At 47.0% G+C, this 20,716-nt stretch carries 20 protein-coding genes; all 20 read left to right on the top strand.

Annotation, left to right across the window (positions count from 1 at the left end; genetic code table 11):
* Positions 1-64 precede the first annotated feature (64 nt).
* The 20 genes from M5E81_RS02215 to M5E81_RS02310 all read left to right on the top strand — a co-directional run bounded on the left by M5E81_RS02215 (position 65) and on the right by M5E81_RS02310 (position 20,682).
* Positions 65-1,564: a nitrogenase component 1 gene (locus M5E81_RS02215; protein ID WP_249747768.1), complete on the top strand. Its 1,500-nt coding sequence runs from the start codon at positions 65-67 to the stop codon at positions 1,562-1,564.
* Positions 1,564-2,781: a nitrogenase component 1 gene (locus M5E81_RS02220; RefSeq protein ID WP_249747769.1), complete on the top strand. Its 1,218-nt coding sequence runs from the start codon at positions 1,564-1,566 to the stop codon at positions 2,779-2,781. The genes M5E81_RS02215 and M5E81_RS02220 overlap by 1 nt, the downstream gene beginning before the upstream one ends.
* The gene (locus tag M5E81_RS02225) at positions 2,774-3,601 is read left to right on the top strand and encodes a radical SAM protein (protein WP_050787086.1); all 828 of its coding nucleotides are present in this window, start codon (positions 2,774-2,776) and stop codon (positions 3,599-3,601) included. The genes M5E81_RS02220 and M5E81_RS02225 overlap by 8 nt, the downstream gene beginning before the upstream one ends.
* Before the next feature lie 136 nt (positions 3,602-3,737).
* On the top strand, positions 3,738-4,478 hold the full coding sequence (locus M5E81_RS02230; protein WP_009144663.1) for a sulfite exporter TauE/SafE family protein: 741 nt from the start codon (positions 3,738-3,740) through the stop codon (positions 4,476-4,478).
* Positions 4,479-5,000: 522 nt separating this feature from the next.
* Positions 5,001-6,014: a 3-deoxy-7-phosphoheptulonate synthase gene (gene aroF / locus M5E81_RS02235; RefSeq protein WP_210683909.1), complete on the top strand. Its 1,014-nt coding sequence runs from the start codon at positions 5,001-5,003 to the stop codon at positions 6,012-6,014.
* 110 nt (positions 6,015-6,124) lie between these two features.
* Positions 6,125-7,138: a 3-deoxy-7-phosphoheptulonate synthase gene (gene aroF, locus M5E81_RS02240; protein ID WP_009144666.1), complete on the top strand. Its 1,014-nt coding sequence runs from the start codon at positions 6,125-6,127 to the stop codon at positions 7,136-7,138.
* Positions 7,139-7,168: 30 nt separating this feature from the next.
* On the top strand, positions 7,169-8,053 hold the full coding sequence (locus M5E81_RS02245) for a prephenate dehydrogenase (RefSeq protein WP_040564607.1): 885 nt from the start codon (positions 7,169-7,171) through the stop codon (positions 8,051-8,053).
* Positions 8,053-9,117 carry a 3-dehydroquinate synthase gene (gene aroB, locus M5E81_RS02250; RefSeq protein ID WP_009144668.1) on the top strand — a complete coding sequence of 355 codons (1,065 nt, stop codon included), beginning with the start codon at positions 8,053-8,055 and terminating at the stop codon, positions 9,115-9,117. Before M5E81_RS02245 ends, aroB begins: the two co-directional genes overlap by 1 nt.
* A gap of 6 nt (positions 9,118-9,123) precedes the next feature.
* Complete coding sequence (gene aroA, locus M5E81_RS02255; protein ID WP_249747770.1) at positions 9,124-10,425, top strand: 3-phosphoshikimate 1-carboxyvinyltransferase; 1,302 nt, start codon at positions 9,124-9,126, stop codon at positions 10,423-10,425.
* Positions 10,422-11,516: a chorismate synthase gene (gene aroC / locus M5E81_RS02260; protein ID WP_249747771.1), complete on the top strand. Its 1,095-nt coding sequence runs from the start codon at positions 10,422-10,424 to the stop codon at positions 11,514-11,516. The genes aroA and aroC overlap by 4 nt, the downstream gene beginning before the upstream one ends.
* Before the next feature lies 1 nt (position 11,517).
* Positions 11,518-12,636 carry a prephenate dehydratase gene (gene pheA / locus M5E81_RS02265; RefSeq protein WP_009144671.1) on the top strand — a complete coding sequence of 373 codons (1,119 nt, stop codon included), beginning with the start codon at positions 11,518-11,520 and terminating at the stop codon, positions 12,634-12,636.
* Between the two features lie 4 nt (positions 12,637-12,640).
* Positions 12,641-13,456: a shikimate dehydrogenase gene (gene aroE, locus M5E81_RS02270; RefSeq protein WP_040564609.1), complete on the top strand. Its 816-nt coding sequence runs from the start codon at positions 12,641-12,643 to the stop codon at positions 13,454-13,456.
* Positions 13,453-13,953, top strand: a complete 501-nt coding sequence (locus M5E81_RS02275; protein ID WP_249747772.1) for a shikimate kinase — start codon at positions 13,453-13,455, stop codon at positions 13,951-13,953. The genes aroE and M5E81_RS02275 overlap by 4 nt, the downstream gene beginning before the upstream one ends.
* 2 nt (positions 13,954-13,955) lie before the next feature.
* On the top strand, positions 13,956-14,393 hold the full coding sequence (aroQ, locus tag M5E81_RS02280) for a type II 3-dehydroquinate dehydratase (protein ID WP_009144674.1): 438 nt from the start codon (positions 13,956-13,958) through the stop codon (positions 14,391-14,393).
* 156 nt (positions 14,394-14,549) lie between these two features.
* Positions 14,550-16,247 carry an FAD-dependent oxidoreductase gene (locus M5E81_RS02285; protein WP_249747773.1) on the top strand — a complete coding sequence of 566 codons (1,698 nt, stop codon included), beginning with the start codon at positions 14,550-14,552 and terminating at the stop codon, positions 16,245-16,247.
* A gap of 35 nt (positions 16,248-16,282) precedes the next feature.
* Positions 16,283-16,723, top strand: coding sequence for a C-GCAxxG-C-C family protein (locus M5E81_RS02290; protein WP_009144676.1), 441 nt, complete (start codon positions 16,283-16,285; stop codon positions 16,721-16,723).
* A 229-nt stretch (positions 16,724-16,952) separates the two neighbouring features.
* Positions 16,953-17,843 (top strand): Fic family protein, encoded by an 891-nt coding sequence (locus M5E81_RS02295; RefSeq protein ID WP_419720854.1) that lies wholly within the window; start codon positions 16,953-16,955, stop codon positions 17,841-17,843.
* A gap of 20 nt (positions 17,844-17,863) precedes the next feature.
* Positions 17,864-18,016 carry a hypothetical protein gene (locus M5E81_RS02300; RefSeq protein WP_249747775.1) on the top strand — a complete coding sequence of 51 codons (153 nt, stop codon included), beginning with the start codon at positions 17,864-17,866 and terminating at the stop codon, positions 18,014-18,016.
* Positions 18,017-18,035: 19 nt separating this feature from the next.
* A complete protein-coding gene (locus M5E81_RS02305; protein ID WP_249747776.1) occupies positions 18,036-19,541 on the top strand; it encodes a type I restriction-modification system subunit M in 1,506 nt (501 codons plus the stop codon).
* Positions 19,531-20,682 carry a restriction endonuclease subunit S gene (locus tag M5E81_RS02310; protein WP_249747777.1) on the top strand — a complete coding sequence of 384 codons (1,152 nt, stop codon included), beginning with the start codon at positions 19,531-19,533 and terminating at the stop codon, positions 20,680-20,682. The genes M5E81_RS02305 and M5E81_RS02310 overlap by 11 nt, the downstream gene beginning before the upstream one ends.
* Positions 20,683-20,716: the final 34 nt, after the last annotated feature.

A 20,716-nucleotide genomic window follows, 5' to 3' on the forward strand; every position in this document is an offset into this window, starting at 1 on the left:
GTTTGAGCAATGTTAATTTCTTGCCTGCTGAAAATAAGTAAGTCATATATTGGAGTTGATGAGTATGAACCAATATTATCAGGATAACATGCTTTTTGGCATGAACCCTTCAAGTTATCTGCATCGTTATGCTGTCAATGGCAAGGTGTCGGGAAATCTTGCCTGCATCAGCGAAATCAAAAATGCCGCCGTTGTCTTATACAGTCCGCGCGGCTGCGGCTTTCATTATCGTTGTCATGTGCGTAGCGGCCAAAGCCCGGTTTATGAGCTGGAATGTGCGGATTTGCGCAACAATGATGTAATTTTCGGCGGTGAGAAAAAGCTTACGGCTTTACTGCAAAAGGTGGAGCGTGAGCAAAAGCCGGAGATTATTTTTCTGTTGCCTTCCGTAGTATCGGATATTATTAATGATGATTTGGCAGGCCTGGCCTGCAGCCTGCAGCCGCAGTTTAAAGCGAAGCTCGTGCCGATTACGTCGCAGGTTTTTTCGCATATGGACAAGAGCAATGGCCGCAAGGTTTTGCGTGAAAAGGCTTGCCAAAAGCAGAAGCAAAAGTTTTCTTCTAGTGCTGTCTATCCGGGCTGCGGTTATGTAGAGGTGATGGACGCTTTAGTTGAGCAGGTGATGGAGCCTCAAAGAGTACAGCCGCGGAGCGTAAATATCGAAACCTTTGCCTGGGGCTATAACGGTGAGGATAAGTTGCAAGGCATGAGTGAGATGCTGCAGAAAATGGGGATTACCGTCAATGCTTATCTGCCTGCCGCTGATTTGCAGACAATCAAAAAGGCTCCGCGGGCAGCGCTGAATATAGTACGTCGCAAAAAATGGGCGCTGGCAATGGAGCAGCGCTTTGGTACGCCGTTTCTGCATGTTGCCGATATGCAGGAGTGGCATGGTATTGAAGGAATCAGTGATTTGTACAGACAGATTGGCAAAATGCTTGGTTGCGAGAATGCTGTTGAACGCGTGCTGCAGGAAGAATATGAACGGGTTGCCACCCGTTATCAGGAGCTGGGTGCAGACTTTGCCAAGTATAAGTTTTGCCTGATTGCGCATGGTATTGCCTATTTGCCGGATGCGCTGCGCGTTTATCAGCAGGATTATGGTCTGCCGATTACGAAAATATGTATTATCATGAATCCTTCCTACCAGGCAGAAACAGGTCTGGATGATGCAATGATGCAGAGATTTAAGGACAGGATAGAGCTTGCTAAGGCTGAGTATGGCTGTGATGTGGAAATTTTACTAGAGCCTTCGGAGGATGCCTTGCGTGAGGCTGCGCAGAGCTGTGATTTTGTTATCTGCAACGGTCATCCGCGCTATGCTGCTTTGGATGTTCCCGTGCTTTATAATTTGTTTGACCGCTCGGTGTGGTCTTATCAGGGCTTTGTGGATATTATGGAAGAGGTTTGGCAGATGCTGCAACAACCGCAGCGAACAGGCAGCAATCTTTTGCTGAGCAAACTGGCCTATGACCCGGTATTTTATCCGATGCGCGAAGCTGATAAAGACAGTAAAGCATCACGCGAACTGTATAGCAGAGTATGGAGGCAGAGAAAATAATGAAACCATTAAGTAGCTGTGCTTTATTTGGTGCTGTGCGTGCTCTTGCCGGTATTAAGGATGCCTTAATCCTGCAGCATTCCGTTGTCGGCTGTCAGTGGGGCAGCCTGACTTTCCGATATGCCGGCAAGCCTTATGATGTACGTCAGGCCTCTGATGTTATTTATGATGAGGATGTTGTTAATGGCGGTGAGAAGGTTTTGCGTAAAACCTTGCAGGAGACAGAGCGTATTTTTGCGCATTGCGGTGCGGTATTTGTAGTCAGCGGCTGCGTGCCGAATATGATTGGCGATGATGTGGACGGTATTTTGGCTACTACCGAAGGTTCGCAGAAATTATTGCATGTAAAAGCGCCGGGATATGCAGGGAATATTGACAGCGGTGTCGAAACAGCTTATTTAGCGTTGTTGCCCTTGCTCCAACATGCGGAGAAAAAAGAAGCTGCCACGATAAATATTTTTGGCATAATGAACGATGATCCTTATGCGGATAATGATTTAGCCGAGCTGAAGAAATTTTTGGGTTCCAAGGTTAGAGTTAACTGCGCACTGCAGGATTGCAGCTTGCGCGATATTGCAGCAATGCCGCAGGCAGAGCTGAATATCTGCTTTGGCTATGGTGAGCTGTTGGCACAAAAGATGCAGGAAAAACTTGGCGTGCCGTATATCAAATGCGCTTATCCCTATGGTGTGGCAGGCATGCAGAAGTTTTTGCGTCAATTAGGCGCAGCGTTGAAGGTTGATTTTGCTGAAGAATTGTCTGAGCTGGAGGCTGCGGCTGAAAAGCTCGTTTATCGCAGTGCCGATTATCTGGTGAATTTGTATCAGATGCCGGTGGCTTTGGCTACGGACAAGGCACATTTAGCGGGCTTACAGAGCTTTTTTGCCGAAGAACTGGGCATGCACGTTGTTATTGCAGAGGACACTGCGGAATTTAGCTTGGATAAAATGGCAGAGGCTGCAGCAAAGCACAAGCCTGTATTGTTTTGCGGTTCTTCATTTTTAAAGAATTTGGCTGAAAAATATCAGGTGCCGTTAGTGCGCTGTGCTTATCCTGCCTTTGACCGGCTGTGCTTTACCGATAATACGCTGGTCGGAGCGCGTGGTGCTGCCTTGCTCATTGAGCAGATTGTTAACAGTGCCTTGCAGCAGCAATATAAAACAGATGGCCGATATGCCGGCTTGCGTGAAAGTATTGGTGAGGTAAATCATGAGTGAGCTTGAAACACATCCCTGTTTTACAGCTAAATGTAGCGATTACGCCCGTATTCATCTGCCTGTGGCACCTAAATGCAATATGCAGTGTAATTATTGTCTGCGCAAATACAGTTGTGTAAATGAAAGCCGTCCCGGCGTCGTGGCAAGGGTTATGGTACCGGAGGATGCAGTCGATTGGTATCTGCAGATGAAGGACAAGGTGCCGAAGCTGACGGTAGCAGGCATTGCCGGCCCCGGCGATGCGCTGGCCAATTGGGCAACGGTCAGCAGAACGCTGAGCATGATTCGTGAGGTTGATAAGGATGTTTTCTTCTGCCTTTCGACTAATGGCCTTTATCTGCCGAAGTATGCCAAGGAGATAGCAGCTTTAGGTGTTGATTATGTTACGGTGACGGTGAATGCGATTACCAGCAACACCGGCGCGCATATTTACAGCTTTATCAATGATGACGGCAAAAAATATGTCGGCGAAGAGGCTGCTGCGCTGCTGCTAGAAAGACAGATAGAAGGATTGCAGCTGCTTGGCGAATATGGCGTGAAGGTGAAGATAAATACGGTAGCAATCTCCGGCGTGAATATCCAGGAAATTCCGGCGATTGCCAGACGTATGGCTTTGCTGGGAGCGAAGCTGCAGAATATTTTACCGATGCTGCCAGTGGAGGGAACTGGCTTTGCACATCTTGCGGAGCCTGCAGCTGAAGAAATTATGCAGCTGCGTAATGTTTGCAGGCAGTGGATGCCGCAGATGCAGCATTGCAACCGCTGTCGTGCGGATGCTGTAGGCGCGTTGACTAATCCCTGTGTTTTAGAAGAAAGCTGAAATTGAAAATCCGTGTAAACAGAAGCTTGACGTTGGTTTGCACGGATTTTTTGCTTAATATGATATTTAATTTGACGGCGTTTCCTGTACTTGTTACAATTAAATTTATAATATCTAATCTGTATGGGAGAAGCTAATGGATTATACTGCGATTATTTTGACAATAGGTATTATTTTTGCAGCGTCGTTTTTTTCTACTGTTTCCGGCTTTGGCTTTGCTTTGGTGGCCATGCCTGTGCTTACTTTGGTGATGTCGGTTAAAGCGGCGGTTATTTTTGTGTTGCTGTTGAATTTGGTTCTGCGGGCAATTACTATGTACAGGGTGCGTGAAGGCTATGATAAAGCAACGGTTATCCTGACGACCTTGGGAAGTGTTGTTGGTATGCTTCCCGGAAGCTGGGTGCTGAAGGTGCTGCCTGCGGCACAGTTGGAGGTGTTTTTGGGAGCGGTGCTTGTGGTCGCCACGGTTTTGCTTAGCCTGCAGTTTACGCTGCCGATTAAAAATAAACCCTGCGGACGTTTTGCTGCAGGAATTTTGAGCGGTTTTTTCGGCGCATCTACCAGTGTCAGCGGACCGCCGCTGGTTTTGTATTTTATTAACGAAAAGTTGCCGAAGGATGTTATGCGGGCTAACATGATCTGGTTCTTTGGATTAAGCGGCTTTTTGACGGTGTTGGTGAATTATTTTTACGGTAATGTCAGCGGTACCATTGATTGGAGTTGGTTGCTGTACACTATACCGGTGATGCTTTTGGCTATCTGGTTGGGAGAAAAATTTTTCTATCGCCTGAATCAGCATCTGTTCCGTAAGCTGGCATTGGCGGTGGTGCTTGTAGGAGCGCTGATGCTGCTGTGGAGCGGGTGGCAGAATTTATAAGTAAACTTTAAAATATTGCTGTCTTATAAATCAGCAGTAAAATTTTGTGTTAATGCTTTAAAAATAGCACTATTACTGTAACCTAGTTTACAATAATAGTGCGATAAGATAAAAAATAAATAAAATTTAGCTTTTTCCTTGACGTTTGCGGAGCAGGAGGAGTAAAATAATCTCAATCGCTGATTATGGCGATAAATTTTGAAGCATAAGGAAATGCTGAAGTTGTTGCAGGTGAAAATGATGGAATCTAAAATGATGAACACTGCAATTGAATATGGTTTTTATTACGCACCGGTATTTAACTATTATTTTAGCACCGGTTATTTTGCATGGGAAAAATCATATAGCAGTAATCATCGTATTGGAGACTATAAATAGTATTTGCGAGCGCAGTGCTTGCAATTAAGATTTGACTTTTACAGCAGGCTCTTTTACGGGAGCCTGCTTTTTTTGTAGCATGGTAGCTTATAGCAGTATGGTAAATTAAATGACAAGGGCGTCAGAACAAAGGGGAGACAATTTATGGTAATAGTATTCAAGCCGGGAGCGCCGGAGGAAAATAAAGCGAAAATGCGCAGCAATTTGGAAAGCAAGGGCTTCCAAATTAACGAAATTAATGGTGTCAACATGACCATTTTCGGTATCATCGGCGATACGAGCACACTTGATATCAATATGCTGCGTATTGATGATGCGGTAGACAAGGTAATGCGTGTGCAGGAGCCGTTCAAGCGAGCTAACCGCATGTTCCATCCGCAGGATTCCGTGATTAATGTCGGCGGTGTTGAAATCGGTGGACGCAAGATTCAGGTTATCGCAGGTCCGTGCTCCGTAGAAACGCAGGAGCAGGTTACGGACATTGCCAAGTCCATTAAGCTTGGCGGCGCCTCAATGCTTCGCGGTGGCGCCTTCAAGCCCCGCACATCGCCGTATTCCTTCCAAGGCTTGAAGGAGGTTGGCCTGGAATATTTAAAAGGTGCAAAAAAAGAAACAGGCCTGCCGATTGTAACAGAAATCATGTCACCGTATATGATTGAGCGTTTTGTAGAAGATGTAGATTTGATTCAGGTCGGCGCCCGCAACATGCAGAACTTTGAACTGCTGAAGGAATTGGGCAAAACCAATAAACCGATTCTTTTGAAACGTGGTTTGGCAGCAACAATTGAGGAATGGCTGATGGCAGCGGAATATATCATGAGCGAGGGCAACGAGAACGTTATCCTTTGCGAACGCGGTATCCGCACTTTTGAAACATATACGCGCAATACATTGGATGTAAGCGCAATCCCCGCTGTGAAAAAGCTCAGCCATCTGCCGGTAGTAGTTGACCCGAGTCATGCGGCAGGCCTGTGGTGGATGGTAGAGCCTTTGGCAAAGGCTGCGGTTGCAGTAGGTGCCGACGGACTGTTGATTGAAGTACACAACAATCCGGAAGCAGCGCTTTGCGACGGCGCACAGTCCTTAAGACCTGAACGCTTCGCCAGATTGATGGGCGAGCTGAAGGGTATTGCCAGAATTGTTGGCAGAGATATGTAAGTCAAGGCATTATCCCTTAGCAATATAAAAAAGCGTAAGGGTTTGTAATAACTCCTGATCTGGGAGTAGTATTGTAGCATTGTAGATTAGATTAAAGGAGAGATTTTATCATGATTATCGTATTCAAACAAAATGCAACTGTTGAGGAAAAAACTAAGCTGAAAAACCAATTAGAAAGCAAGGGCTTTCAGATTCATGCCAGTGATGGCGTAAATGCTTCACTGTTTGGTGTTGTTGGTGATACCAGCGCTTTGGATATCAACCTTTTACGTGTTGTTGAGGGTGTAGAAAAGGTAATGCGTGTGCAGGAGCCTTTCAAACGTGCGAACCGCATGTTCCATCCCGAGGACAGCATTATTGATGTTGCAGGCAGAAAATTCGGCGGCAAAAAGCTGCAGGTTATCGCAGGCCCCTGTTCCGTAGAAACCCAGGAGCAGGTTACGGAAATTGCCAAGGATGTTAAGGCTGCAGGCGCTACGCTGATGCGTGGCGGTGCCTTCAAGCCTCGTACTTCTCCGTACTCCTTCCAGGGCTTAAAGGAAAAAGGTCTGGATTTCCTGAAAAATGCTAGGGCTGCAACCGGCCTGCCGATTGTTACGGAAATCATGTCACCTTACATGGTGGAACGCTTTGTTGAAGACGTTGACCTGATTCAGGTCGGCGCCCGCAATATGCAGAACTTCGATCTGCTTAAGGAATTGGGCAAAACCAATAAGCCTATTCTGTTGAAGCGTGGTCTGGCGGCAACGATTGAGGAATGGCTGATGGCAGCGGAATACATTATGAGCGAAGGCAACGAAAATGTTATCCTTTGCGAACGCGGTATCCGTACCTTTGAAACCTATACTCGCAACACGCTTGATGTAAGTGCTATTCCTGCAGTAAAAAGACTCAGCCATCTGCCGGTAGTAGTTGACCCAAGTCATGCAGCAGGCATGTGGTGGATGGTAGAGCCTTTGGCTAAGGCAGCAGTTGCAGTCGGCGCAGACGGCCTTTTGATTGAAGTACATAATGATCCGGAAGCAGCATGGTGTGATGGTGCCCAATCCTTGAAACCGGACCGTTTTGCTAAGCTGATGGGTGACCTCAGAGGCATTGCGAACATTGTCGGCAGAGAGTTATAATAGTAATATGGCAGATTAGGAGTGATTTTTTTGGAAGCTGATTTTGGTGGCGAAAATAGAAGTACAAGGTGGCAGGAGCTCAGCTTTGCTATCGTTGGCTTGGGGCTAATTGGCGGCTCCTATGCCAAAGCATTGCGTAAACTGGGCGTTAAGCAGATTATCGGTATAGAGCGAGATGCAGCAACATTGCAGGAAGCAAAGCAGCAGGGGTTGGTTGATATTGGCATGACTGAGCCTGATAACCGACTTAAGGAAGCCAACGTAATCATCTGCGCTATTTATCCTGAAGCAATCGTGGGCTTTATAGCTGAAAACGTTGATTTCTTTAACGAAAGTGTTTTGCTGACTGATGTTGCAGGCATTAAAAACGATATGATCAGCAGAGGCCAGGAACTTTTAAAGGGTGGCATGGAATTTATTTCCGGCCATCCGATGGCCGGACGCCAGGGCAGCGGCTTGGGTATGAGCGATGCGCATATTTTTCAGAATGCGAACTACATCATCGTGCCGGAAAAGCATAACACACAGGCTGCTATCAGCTGGCTGGAGCAATTTGCTTTGGCTCTTGGTTGCAAGCATACGGTGCAGGTAACACCGGCGCAGCATGATGCAACGATTGCCTATACCAGCAATTTGCCGCATGTTACTGCGGTAGCGCTTATGGACAGCGCGTCCTTTGATGATAAGACCAAGTACTTCGTTGCCGGCAGCTTCCGAGATGGCACTCGTGTAGCAGATATCAATCCTGAATTATGGTGCAATTTATTCCTGGCCAACAGGGAAAAGGTTGCGGATGAAATAGACAAATATATGGAGCAGCTGGTGCTGTGGCGCGACGCTCTGCGCAGTGATGACGGCGAAAAGCTGAAGGAGCTGATGCGCAAGGCGGGAGCACGGAGAAGGGAGCTTTTTTAATGAAGAAAATTCATGTTGCATTAGGCGTTCATGCCTATGATATTGAAATAGCCGCCGGCCTGCTGCCGCAGGCCGGCTCTAAGGTTGCAGCGTTGCTGCCGAAGGCGCGCAAGGCTGCAATTATCAGCGATACAAATGTTGCACCGTTATATGCAGCAAAATTACAGGCTAGCCTCGAAGAGGCTGGCCTTGTTGTGCATAAGGTGGTAATTGAAGCCGGTGAGCAAAGCAAGAACATGCAGGTGCTCAGCGATGTATTGGAACAGCTTGCTGCAGCAGGGCTTACGCGCACTGACGTTGTGCTGACGCTTGGCGGCGGTGTTGTCGGTGATTTGGGCGGCTTTGCCGCTGCCAGCTTTATGCGTGGCATTGCCTTTGTGCAGATACCGACATCACTGCTGGCACAGATTGACAGCAGCGTTGGTGGTAAGGTAGCTGTAGATTTAAAGGCCGGAAAAAACCTTGCCGGTGCCTTTTATCAGCCGAAGGCTGTGTTTATTGATACAGACTTACTGGCAACGCTTTCTACCCGCTTTTTGCACGATGGCTTGGCAGAAGCGATTAAATACGGCTGCATTAAGGATGCAGCGCTTTTTGCAAAAATTGCCGGCTATGCTGATGATGCTGCGCTTTTGGCAGATATTGACAGTGTTGTTGCCACCTGCTGTGCAATAAAAGCACGCATTGTAGAGCAGGATGAATTTGATACAGGCCTGCGGATGCTGCTGAATTTCGGTCATACCTTGGGACATGCTGTAGAGCAGCACTTCGGCTACAGCTGCTTTACGCACGGCGAGGGCGTGGCTATTGGCATGTATCAGCTGACTAAGCGCACCGAAGAGCTGGGAATGACAGCCAAAGGCAGCGCCGAGCGTATTAAGAGCGTACTTGAAAAGTATAATTTGCCGTTGACTGCGGGCGTAGAAAAAGCGCAGCTGCTTGATACAATGGCAAGAGATAAGAAAAAGAACGGCAACAGCATTACCCTCATTATTTTGCAGCAGATAGGCGAGGGCGTACTGCAGAAAGTTGATTGGCAGGAAGTGCCAAAGTATTTGGGGTGAGGCTAAATGGAAAAGGTAAAAATTTATCCTGCAAAATTGGCAGGAACGGTGCAGGTGCCGTCATCTAAAAGTATGGGACACAGAGAAATCATTTGTGCAGGTCTTGCAGGCGGCACCAGCATTGTCGATAATATCAGCATGTCTCAGGATATTGAAGCAACGATGCGCGTTCTGCGTGCTATGAATGTGAGCGTGGACGAAATCCCCAGCATGATAGAGGGACGTAAGGCTTTGCAGATTACAGGCACAGGTCATCCGATTGCAGCGGCAGATAATGTTGACTGCGGTGAATCCGGTTCCACCTTACGCTTTTTTATTCCTTTGGGAGCAAATCTTGGCTGTCCGCTGACCTTTATCGGTCACGGCAAGCTGGTATCACGTCCTTTGCAGGCGTATTACGATATTCTTGATAAGCAGTTTGTGCAGTATTTTAATGATAATGGCAATCTGCCGTTGACAGTCAACGGTCATCTGATGCCGGGTAAATTTGAACTGCCGGGAGATGTAAGCAGTCAGTTTGTCAGCGGTCTGCTTTTTGCTTTGCCGTTATTAAAGGGTGATTCCGAAATTATCATTACTTCGCCGTTGGAATCCGCTTCTTATGTAGATATGACGCTGAACTGCCTGGCGAAGTACGGTGTTAAAATAGAAAATGTAGATGGCGCACACCGTCATTATCTCGTACCTGGCAAGCAGCGTTTTAAAGCGCAGGACAGCAAGGTTGAGGGCGACTGGTCGCAGGCAGCCTTTTGGACTGTCGGCGGTGCTTTGGGCGCAGGCATTACGGCAAGCGGTGTTGACTTTGCTTCGCTGCAGGGTGATAAGGCTGTGGTAGAAATTATGCAGCGCATGGGTGCTGATATTGCCCAAAATGCCGACAGCGTAACCGTAAACAGCAGTACCACGAAGGCAACGGTAATAGACGCTTCTAACTGTCCCGATATTATTCCTGTGCTTACCGTGCTGGCAGCAGTCAGCGAGGGAACAACGAAGATTATCAACGCAGGACGCCTGCGTATCAAGGAATGCGACAGATTGGCGGCTATGACGAGTGAATTAAATAAAATGGGCGCAGCTATTAAGGAAGAACCGGAAGGTCTGACAATTACCGGCAAGCCTGAGGGTCTGCGCGGTGGTGTAGAGGCAGATGCCTGGAACGATCATCGTATTGCTATGAGCCTGGCAATTGCTGCGCAGTGCTGCGCCGAACCGATTACCTTAACCGGTGCAGGCAGTGTAAGCAAGTCTTACCCTGACTTCTGGCAGGATTACCAAAGCGTAGGCGGAAAAATTGAGGTGCTGGCATGAGCGGAATTTTTGGCATGAATATAAAAATGGCGATATACGGCGAATCGCACGGCAAATCCATCGGCGTAGTGCTGGATGGACTGCCGCCGGGACTGGCCCTGGATGAAGCAGCGATTGCTGCCGAAATGGCGCGTCGTGCTCCCGGACAAAATGCCTTGAGCACGGCACGCAAGGAAAGCGATACGGTAGAAATCCAAAGCGGCTTCTTCAATGGCTTTACGACAGGTACGCCGCTGTGCGCGCGTATCGTCAACAGCGACCAGCATTCCAAGGATTACAGCATTCTGGCAGATAAAATGCGCCCCGGTCATGCAGATTACGCAGGGCATGTGCGTTACCAGGGCTTTAACGATTATCGCGGCGGTGGGCACTTTTCCGGTCGTCTGACGGCACCGCTTGTTTTTGCCGGTGCTGTGGCCAAGCAGGCGTTGGCGCAATATGGTATTATTGTCGGGTCGCATATTCTGCAGATTAACGATATCAAAGAAGAGCGCTTCAATCCAATGGGCGTAAGTGATGCAGAATTAGCTGAGCTGCATACGAAAAAGTTTGCTGTTATGGATGACGCTGTCGGCGAAAAAATGCAGGAGCGCATTTTGCAGGCTAAGAGCGAGCTTAACAGCGTAGGCGGTGTAATTGAAGCTATTGCACTGCATTTGCCCGCAGGTATCGGCGCACCGTATTTTGATTCCGTGGAAAGCATGCTGAGCCATGCGCTGTTTTCCGTGCCTGCTGTTAAAGGTGTAGAATTTGGCGATGGATTTGGCTTTGCCAGGCTGACGGGTGCTGAAGCAAATGATGCTTTGCATTACGTTGACGGCAAGGTGAAGGCCCTGACGAACCACAACGGCGGCGTTACCGGCGGTATTACCAACGGTATGCCTTTTGTAGTGCGCGTGGCCATTAAGCCGACACCGTCGATTGCGCGCGAGCAGCAGACAGTGAGCATTAAGGAGCAGGCTGATACAACGCTGGCTATTGTCGGCAGGCATGATCCCTGTATTGTACAGCGTGCTGTGCCTGTTATCGAAGCGGTGGTTGCGTGGACGCTGTGGGATTTACTTTTAGAAGCGAAGAAATGGGAGAAATAAAATGCAGGAGCTTGATTTAGAAAAAATCCGCCAAGAAATAGATAAGGTTGACCAGCAGCTGGCAGACGTATTGGAAAGCCGTTTGCACCTGGTAATGCAGGTGGCTGCCTATAAAAAATCCAAAGGACTGCCTGTTAAGGACAAAAACCGTGAGGCTAAGGTTATTGAAAAGGTTGCAGGCTTTTTGGAGAACAAGGAATATTCCGTGGCTGTGAAAAATATTATGCGCGGTATTATCGATCAGGCCTGTCTGCTGGAAGAAACTGCGCTGTCCGAAGCAAACGACAAAACCTATGAGGTTGCTTGCTTCGGTCCTGCAGGCTCCTTTACGCATCAGGCTTTGGAGGAATATTTTCATGGACGCCGCTACAATCGTCATCACTTCCAGACCTTTGAAGAGGTAATTTCCAGTATCAGCGACGGTACGATGGATTACGCTGTGCTGCCGATTGAAAATTCTTCGACCGGCGGTATTACCGAGGTATATGATTTACTGCGCCAGTATGATTGCAGTATCGTAGGCGAGCAGTGCGTAAAGATTGAACAAAACCTGTTAGGCTGTGAGGGCGCTTCGTTGAGTACGATTAAAACAGTGTATTCGCATCCGCAGGGCTTGAAGCAGTGCGCTGATTTCTTTCATGACTATCCGGATATAGAGCAGGTTCCTTATTTCAGTACATCCAAGAGTGCGGAGGAGGTTGCTGAAAAGCAGGATGTAAGCTTGGGTGCTATTGCCGGTAAGCAGGCAGCAGAGCTGTATAATTTGAAGGTTATTGCGCCGGCCATCAATAGCAACAGCAACAATTATACCCGCTTTGTTATTATCGCCAAAAAACCGGAAATCGTAGCGAACGCAAATAAGATTACGCTGATTGTTGCCGTGAAGCACGAAACTGGCTCGCTGTATAAGATGCTCGCCAGCTTCTACCATATGGGCCTGAATATGCTGAATCTGGAATCACGTCCGATTGTCGGCAAAACGTGGGAATACTTTTTCTACATCGATGTCACCGGTAATCTGGCGGATCCGTTAGTTATCGATGTGATGGAAGAAATAAAATCGAAGAGCACCTATTGCAAGGTTCTTGGCAATTATCGTGCTTACGAACGAAAGGAATAAACAGATGAAGCATTACGGACTTTTGGGCGGTAAGCTGGGACACAGCCTTTCACCGCAGATTCACGAGCTGTTTTTTAAATATACGGGTATTGAAGGCGATTATACGCTGCTGGAAACACCGCAGGAGGAATTGCCCAAACGTATGGAAGAGCTGCGTGCCAATTATGCGGGCAGCAATGTTACCATTCCGCATAAATTACATGTTATGCCGCTGTTGGACAGCATTACACGTGAAGCTAAGGCTATCGGCGCTGTAAATACGATTAAATTTGATGAAAACGGTGCCGAAGGCTACAATACCGATTACTTCGGCTTTGGCAGAATGCTGGAATACAACAATATTGATGTGCGAGCTAAGCGTGTTGCGGTGTTGGGTACCGGCGGCGCTGCGCGTGCGGTTGTCAAATATATGGTTGATAAGCGTGTCGGCAAGCTGTATCTTGTTACGCGTGACGTTGCCCATGTTGATAAGGATTTCCTTAAAATTGCGCCTAAGTGCAAGTTTATTGATTATGACGGCTTAGCAGCGCTGACCGGTGATGTGATTGTCAACTGCACGCCTGTGGGCATGTATCCCAAGGTTAATGCTGCACCGGTTACGCCTGAGGAAATCAGCAATTTTGATGCTGCTGTAGATTTGATTTATAATCCTAAGCAGACATTGTTCTTGAAGCAGGCTGCCGAGGCGAAGATGCAGACTGTCAATGGTTTGTTCATGCTTGTGGCGCAGGCTGTGGCTGCTCAGGAAATCTGGCAGGGCGGAAAATACGACAGCGAGCTTATCGTCAAAATCATGCAGGATTTGGAGCAGAATATATGAAAAATATCGTGCTGATTGGTATGCCGGGCTGCGGCAAAAGCACATTTGGCAAGCGCATGGCGAAACGTTTGCAGCTGCCGTTTTATGATGCTGATACTGTCCTCGAAGAGCGTGAGCAGCGTACAATCAAGGCTTTCTTTGCGGAAAGCGAGGATGCGTTCCGCGCAGCGGAAACGCGCACGCTGGCGTATCTGGCGGAATGTGACGGAGCTGTTATCGCTACCGGCGGAGGTGCCGTAAAGCGTGCGGAAAACATGGAGCTGCTAAAGCGCGGTGGTGTTGTGGTCTTTATCGACCGCAAACCGGAAAATATCATCGGATGTATTGCCGGTGATGCGCGTCCGTTGCTTGCTGCCGATAAGCAGAAGCTTTATACTTTATATAACGAGCGTATTGCGCTGTACCGCCGATATGCGGATTATACTATTGATAATAACGGCGATTTCGGCAGAGTTCTGCATGAGCTGATGAATATTGCCGCTAAGCTGGAGGGATAAAGATGCGTAAAATATTAGTTTTAAATGGTCCTAACATTAATATGCTGGGCATCCGTGAAAAAAATATCTATGGCCGTGATGATTATGACAGCTTGTGTGCTTACATCCGTTCTGCGGCCGACCGCCTTGGCGTAGAGGTGGAGCTGCTGCAGAGCAATTATGAGGGCGATATAGTTACCGCTATTCAGAATGCTTACGGTCATTTTGACGGCATTGTTATCAATCCGGCGGCGTTTACGCATTACAGCGTAGCAATTCTGGACGCATTGAAGGCAGTAAATATTCCTGCGATTGAGGTGCATATCAGCAACATCCATCAGCGTGAGGAGTTCCGCCATCATTCTGTAACGGTGGCAGGCTGCGTCGGACAAATCTGCGGCCTGGGATTTGCGGGCTATGCCTTGGCAATGGAAGCGCTGAGTGTGTATGAAGCAAAATAGTATATAATAATTTTGGTAAACAGTCTCTGAAGCTTTGCTTTCGGGGGCTGTTTTGTTATAATGATTATAGAGTAATATTTGCTGACAGAAGCAATTTTGGCAGTTAAATTTTTACAATAGTAAGATAACATTAAATTCGTTCTTGGAGGTGACATTATGGGTAAACGTGTAGTAATCGTCGGTGGGGTGGCCGCCGGTATGAAAACGGCGGCGCGCTTGCGCAGGCTGGATGCCGAAGCAGAGATTATCGTGCTGGAACGCGGACCGCAACTGAGCTACGGTGCCTGCGGCTTCCCGTATTTTATCAGCGGTGAGGTTAAGAGCATGGACAGCTTTGACCATACACCGCAGGGAGCCTTGCGCGACAGTGATTATTTTGCGGCCGTGAAGGGCATTGATGCACGATGCGGCTGTAATGTGCAAAAAATAGACAGAGTGCAAAAATGCGTGCATTATATGGAAAAGGGAGAGCTGAAAAAGCTGTCTTATGACGTGCTGGTGTTGGCAACCGGCAGTACGCCGGTGAAGCTTCCCTTGCCTAATGCTGATGCCGCAGGCATTCACAGCTTCTGGTTTCCGTGGGATGTTGAAGCAGTAGATAAGGAAATTGCCGAAGGCGGCGTTAAGGATGTAGTTATCATCGGCGCAGGCTTTATCGGTCTGGAGCTGGCAGAAGCTTTTGTGCGCCGCGGTTTGCATACCAGCGTTTTGGAACAGCAGGACAGACTGCTGCCGCAGCTGCTTGATGAGGATATGGCAGCATTGCTGCTGCGTGATACGAAAAATCCGCTGCTCGATATTTATCTGGAGGAAAGAGCAGGTGCCTTTACCGTAGAAAACGGCAAAGTTAGCGGAGTGCAGACGGATAAACGCGTAATCCCGGCACAGTTGGTTATCGTTGCCGTCGGCGTGCGTCCGAACGTGGAGCTGGCGCGCGAGGCCGGCCTTGTTATAGGTCCGAGCGGCTGTATTGCGGTTAACGAATACCTGCAGACAAGCGATGATGCAATTTATGCCGGAGGTGACTGTGCGGAAAATACTCATCGTGTCAGCGGAGCCAAGGTGTTTGTGCCTATGGGGTCTACAGCCAACAAGCATGGCCGCGTAATTGCGGATAATATCTGCGGAGCGCGGAAGCAATATCCCGGTGTCCTGGGGACTGCCGCCTGTCGCTTCTTTGCGCAGGAAGCCGGGGCAACTGGTTTGAACGAGCGGACTGCGCGGCAGGCCGGTATTGATTTTGCAAGCGCAATTGTACCAGGCTCTGACCGTTTAGGCTATATGCCGGGAGTAGGGCGCATTGTGCTGAAGCTGTTGGCAGAAAAGAGCAGCGGACGCGTATTGGGTGCGCAGGCTGTCGGAGCGAGCGTAGCGAAGCGTATTGATACATTGGCGGCGGCAATTTCTTTAGGTGCAACGCTGGAGGATTTATCCGGACTTGATCTGGCTTATGCTCCACCGTTTAATACGCCGATTGAGAATATCGCAACGGCAGCCAATGTCCTGCAAAATAAACTTGACGGCCAGCTGCGCAGCATTAATCCTGTAGAATTTGAAAAGAACCGCACGCAGGAGGATTATTTATTCGTTGATGTACGCACGCCGGCAGAGGTAGCAGCTAAGCGTATTGCCGACATTCCGTCGAGAGTAAATCTGCCGCTTGATACCTTGCGGACAGCGGATATCAGCAAGATGGATAAAGAGCAGAAAATAGTTACAGCCTGCCAGATTGATTTGCGTGGCTACGAAGCGGAGGTTATCCTGCGCGCCCGTGGCTTCCAGGATGTTTACAGCCTTGAGGGAGGTATGAGCGGTTGGCCGTATGCGACGGAAAGCGATAAAGACAAAAAGTAAGCATTTTAATATTGTTATGCAAGGAGGAGAAAAGCATGAGTGAATTTAGTGAAAAAATGGGCATGGCAGCAGGCAACAATTTTAAGAGCGGTTATAACTGCTGCGAAGCGATTGTACAAACCTTCCGTAAGGAGGCAGGCGTGAATATTGATGATAATGCATTCCGTCTGTGCTCCGGATTTGGCGGCGGCATTGGCCATGCGCGCGATTTGTGCGGAGCTATGGCAGGCTGTGTGATGGTCATCAGTACGTTGGCCGGCCGCAATCAGCCGAGCGATAAGCCTTTGGCGGAAATTTATTCGCTGACATTGGAATTTCATGAGCGCTTTGCCAAGGAATTCGGCTCCTGCGCTTGCGGTGATTTGATGCCCTACGAGTTTAATACGCGTGAGCATTTGAAAAATTGTCTGAAGCTGGTGAATAAGGTGGCTCAGCTGCTGGCTGTGTATCTGGAAGAAAAGGAACTTCTGAAGTAATAATGATAATCTAAAAGGGACTGTCGCGTAAGTAAAACTTACTTGCGGTGACAGTCCCTTGGTTATTTTTTCTATGTGTGAGAATGCGTAAATACGCCAAAAGTAATAATAAAAAATTGCGGAACGCTTTTTGACGGCAAAAATAATTGGCTATCAAAACAAATTAATTGAAGTTTTTGCCGTCAACATGCTATACTATTCTTAGATACAACGTAACGGAGGTGAGATGATGAAGTATCTTTCAGTAGCTGAAACAGCGGAAAAGTGGCAGATATCCGAGCGCAGCGTGCGTAATTATTGCGCACAGGGACGTGTGCAGGGAGCAGAGCTGCATGGCAGAGTATGGAGTATTCCGGAAACGGCAGTAAAACCGGAGCGTGTTAATAAGATTAAGCAGAGCGAGCGTAGCTTGTTAAATGTTCTGCAGGAAGAAAAAGCAAGCAGATATGCAGGCGGCATCTATCATAAAACGCAAATTGAGTTGACCTATAACTCTAATCATATGGAAGGCAGCAGACTGACACATGAGCAGACGCGTTATATTTTTGAAACGAATACGATTGGTGTGGAAAATGAAGTTTTGAACGTGGATGATGTTATTGAAACTGCTAATCACTTTCGCTGTATTGATTTGCTTATAGATAAAGCAAAGACTGCTTTATCCGAAAAGCTGATAAAGGAATTGCACTTTATTTTGAAAACCGGCACGAGTGATGCGCGTAAGGATTGGTTTGCTGTCGGTGATTATAAAAAGCTTCCAAATGAGGGTGGCGGCAGAGATACGGCTTTACCGGAAGAGGTTAGCGAGCAGATGCGAGCACTTTTGGCAAAATATAATGCGAAAAAGAGTAAGACGTTTAAAGATATTTTGGATTTTCATGTGTGTTTTGAAAGAATTCATCCGTTTCAGGATGGCAATGGACGCGTTGGCAGGCTGATTATATTTAAAGAGTGCCTGAAATATAATATTGTTCCGTTTATTATAGAGGATAATCTGAAAATGTTTTACTATCGAGGCTTAAAGGAGTGGGGTAAGGAAAACGGTTATCTGACGGATACCTGCCTTGCTGCGCAGGATAGATATAAGGCATATTTGGACTATTTTAGGATTGTATATTGAGCAGAAAACGAGGTGCAGCTATGTCAGCAGAGAAGAACTGGCAATTTGAGCTTGAAGAATATATCAAAAAAGGCGAGAAGCGCATCATGGAATCCTTGCAGAAAAAGGACTATATCCGTAGAGTAGACGGAAAGAGTTATGGAAAATGGGAAATTATTGATTTGAATAAGTAGTAAGAAAGAGGGACTGACAATGGCTGAAAAGAATAATGCCAATATTGGCTTTGAAAAACAAATTTGGGATGCTGCCTGTGTGTTATGGGGGCACATTCCTGCCGCTGAATATAGAAAGGTAATCATCGGATTGATTTTTCTTCGCTATATTTCCAGTGCATTTGAGAGAAAGTATAACGAGCTTGTTGCAGAGGGTGAGGGCTTTGAAGAAGATCGTGACGAGTATTTGGGTGAGAATATTTTCTTTGTCCCGGAAAAAGCAAGATGGTCTACGGTTGCAGCTGCGGCTCACACTCCGGAAATTGGCACAGTCCTTGATGAAGCAATGAGAGAGATTGAAGCAGATAATAAATCTCTGAAAAATGTGCTTCCGAAGAATTACGCAAGCCCGGATTTGGACAAGCGAGTTTTAGGTGATGTCGTTGATCTGTTCACCAATATGGATATGTCTGATACCGAGGAAGGTAAGGATCTTCTGGGCAGAACTTACGAGTATTGTATCGCACAGTTCGCTGCTTACGAAGGTGTGAAGGGCGGCGAGTTCTACACACCGTCCAGTATTGTTAAGACAATCGTTGCCATCCTGAAGCCGTTCAATAATTGCCGTGTTTATGACCCGTGCTGCGGATCTGGCGGTATGTTTGTGCAGAGTGTGAAGTTTATTCAAGCACACAGTGGCAATCGTCAAAACATTTCTGTTTATGGTCAGGAATCCAATGCGGATACCTGGAAAATGGCGAAGATGAATATGGCGATTCGTGGCATTGATGCAAACTTCGGTCCGTATCAGGCTGATACGTTCTTTAATGACCTTCATGCCAATCTTCGTGCGGATTTCATTATGGCAAACCCGCCTTTTAATCTGTCTAACTGGGGACAGGACAAATTGCAGGATGATGTTCGCTGGAAGTACGGAACGCCGCCGCCCGGTAATGCCAACTACGCATGGATTCAGCACATGATTCACCACCTTGCACCGAATGGCAAGATTGGTTTGGTGCTTGCGAACGGCGCACTGTCTACGCAGTCCTCCGGTGAAGGTGAAATCAGAAAGAATATTATCAACGCTGATTTGGTGGAAGGTATCGTCGCCCTGCCTACGCAGCTGTTTTATAGCGTGACTATTCCTGTTACGCTCTGGTTCATTAGCAAAAACAAAAAGCAGAAAGGAAAAACGTTGTTTATTGATGCCCGCAAGATGGGCTATATGGTTGACCGCAAGCACAGAGACTTCACTGATGAAGATATTCAGAAACTGGCGGACACCTTTGAAGCATTCCAGAACGGCACTCTGGAAGATGTGAAGGGATTCTGTGCGGTAGCCGATTTGCAGACTATCGAAAAGCAGGATTATATTCTGACTCCTGGGCGCTATGTTGGTATTGAAGAACAGGAAGAAGATAGTGAACCGTTTGATGAAAAAATGGCTCGCCTGACTTCGGAGCTTTCTGATATGTTTGCCAAGTCTCATGAACTCGAAGCAGAAATCCGTAAGAAGCTGGGGGCAATTGGATATGAAATTTGATGAAAGCTTGCTCTACAATATTAAATCAGATTACCAGGGAATCCGATACTCGTTGTTTGATCTTGCAATTTGGAAAAATGGACTTGCATTCAAAAAGATAAATTTTTCAGATAGGGGGTTACCGGTTATTAAGATTGCAGAGCTGAATAATGGCATTAGTTCCAACACATCTCTCACGCAGGGAGATTATGGCAAAGAAGTTTTTGTTCAGTGGGATGATCTTCTTTTTTCATGGTCTGGAAACCCTCAGACATCAATAGATGTTTTTCGGTATCGTCTGCCAGATGGGTGGCTGAATCAGCACATATTTAAGGTAACTGCAAATAGTAATTTGGTCACTAAAGATTTTCTCTACTATACTTTGAAGTATCTAAAACCTTACTTTACACAAATAGCGACTAACAAGCAGACAACAGGATTGGGTCATGTAACGATTGCAGATCTAAAACGAATGAGCGTAGTGATTCCACAAAAAGAGATTCAGGAGCAGATTACTTCAATATTGAAGGCTATTGATGACAAAATAGAAGTAAATTCTAACATAAACGAAAATTTAGAGCAGCAAGCGCAAGCTATTTTCAATAACAAGTATGCTCCCTCATTGTGTTCCCCAAATTGGGTTGTTGGAACAATTGGTGATGTTGTAACGCTCCAAAGAGGATACGATTTACCAAAGGACAAGATGGTTTCTGGTTCTTATCCAGTAGCAGGATCAACAGATACAATTTTTTATCACAACGAATATACAACAGAAGCACCTTGTGTAGTTATGGGACGAAGCGGCAACATCGGCAAGCCAAGACTATATATGGAAAGATGCTGGGCACATAATACAACCTTGTTTGTAAAAGATTTCAAAGGGAACAACCCGTATTGGAGCTACTATATGCTACGCAGCATTGACTACTCACAATTCCGTGGAGGAAGTGCTGTGCCTACCTTGAATAGGAATCACGTTCATTCCTTTGAAATTTCTATTCCACCCGTAAGTCAGCAGAATGAATTTGCTGAAATAATATTGCCATTACTGTTACTAATTGAAAATAATCGAAAAGAAATCAAGCGACTCTCTACACTTAGAGAAGCGTTGCTACCTAAACTGATGGCGGGCGAGCTTGATGTCTCCAGCATCGACCTTTAAGCCGCTAAATTTTCGTTTTACGACCTACCCTATA

Origin of the sequence: Phascolarctobacterium succinatutens (assembly GCF_023497905.1) — a bacterium.
Lineage (GTDB): Bacteria > Bacillota > Negativicutes > Acidaminococcales > Acidaminococcaceae > Phascolarctobacterium_A > Phascolarctobacterium_A succinatutens.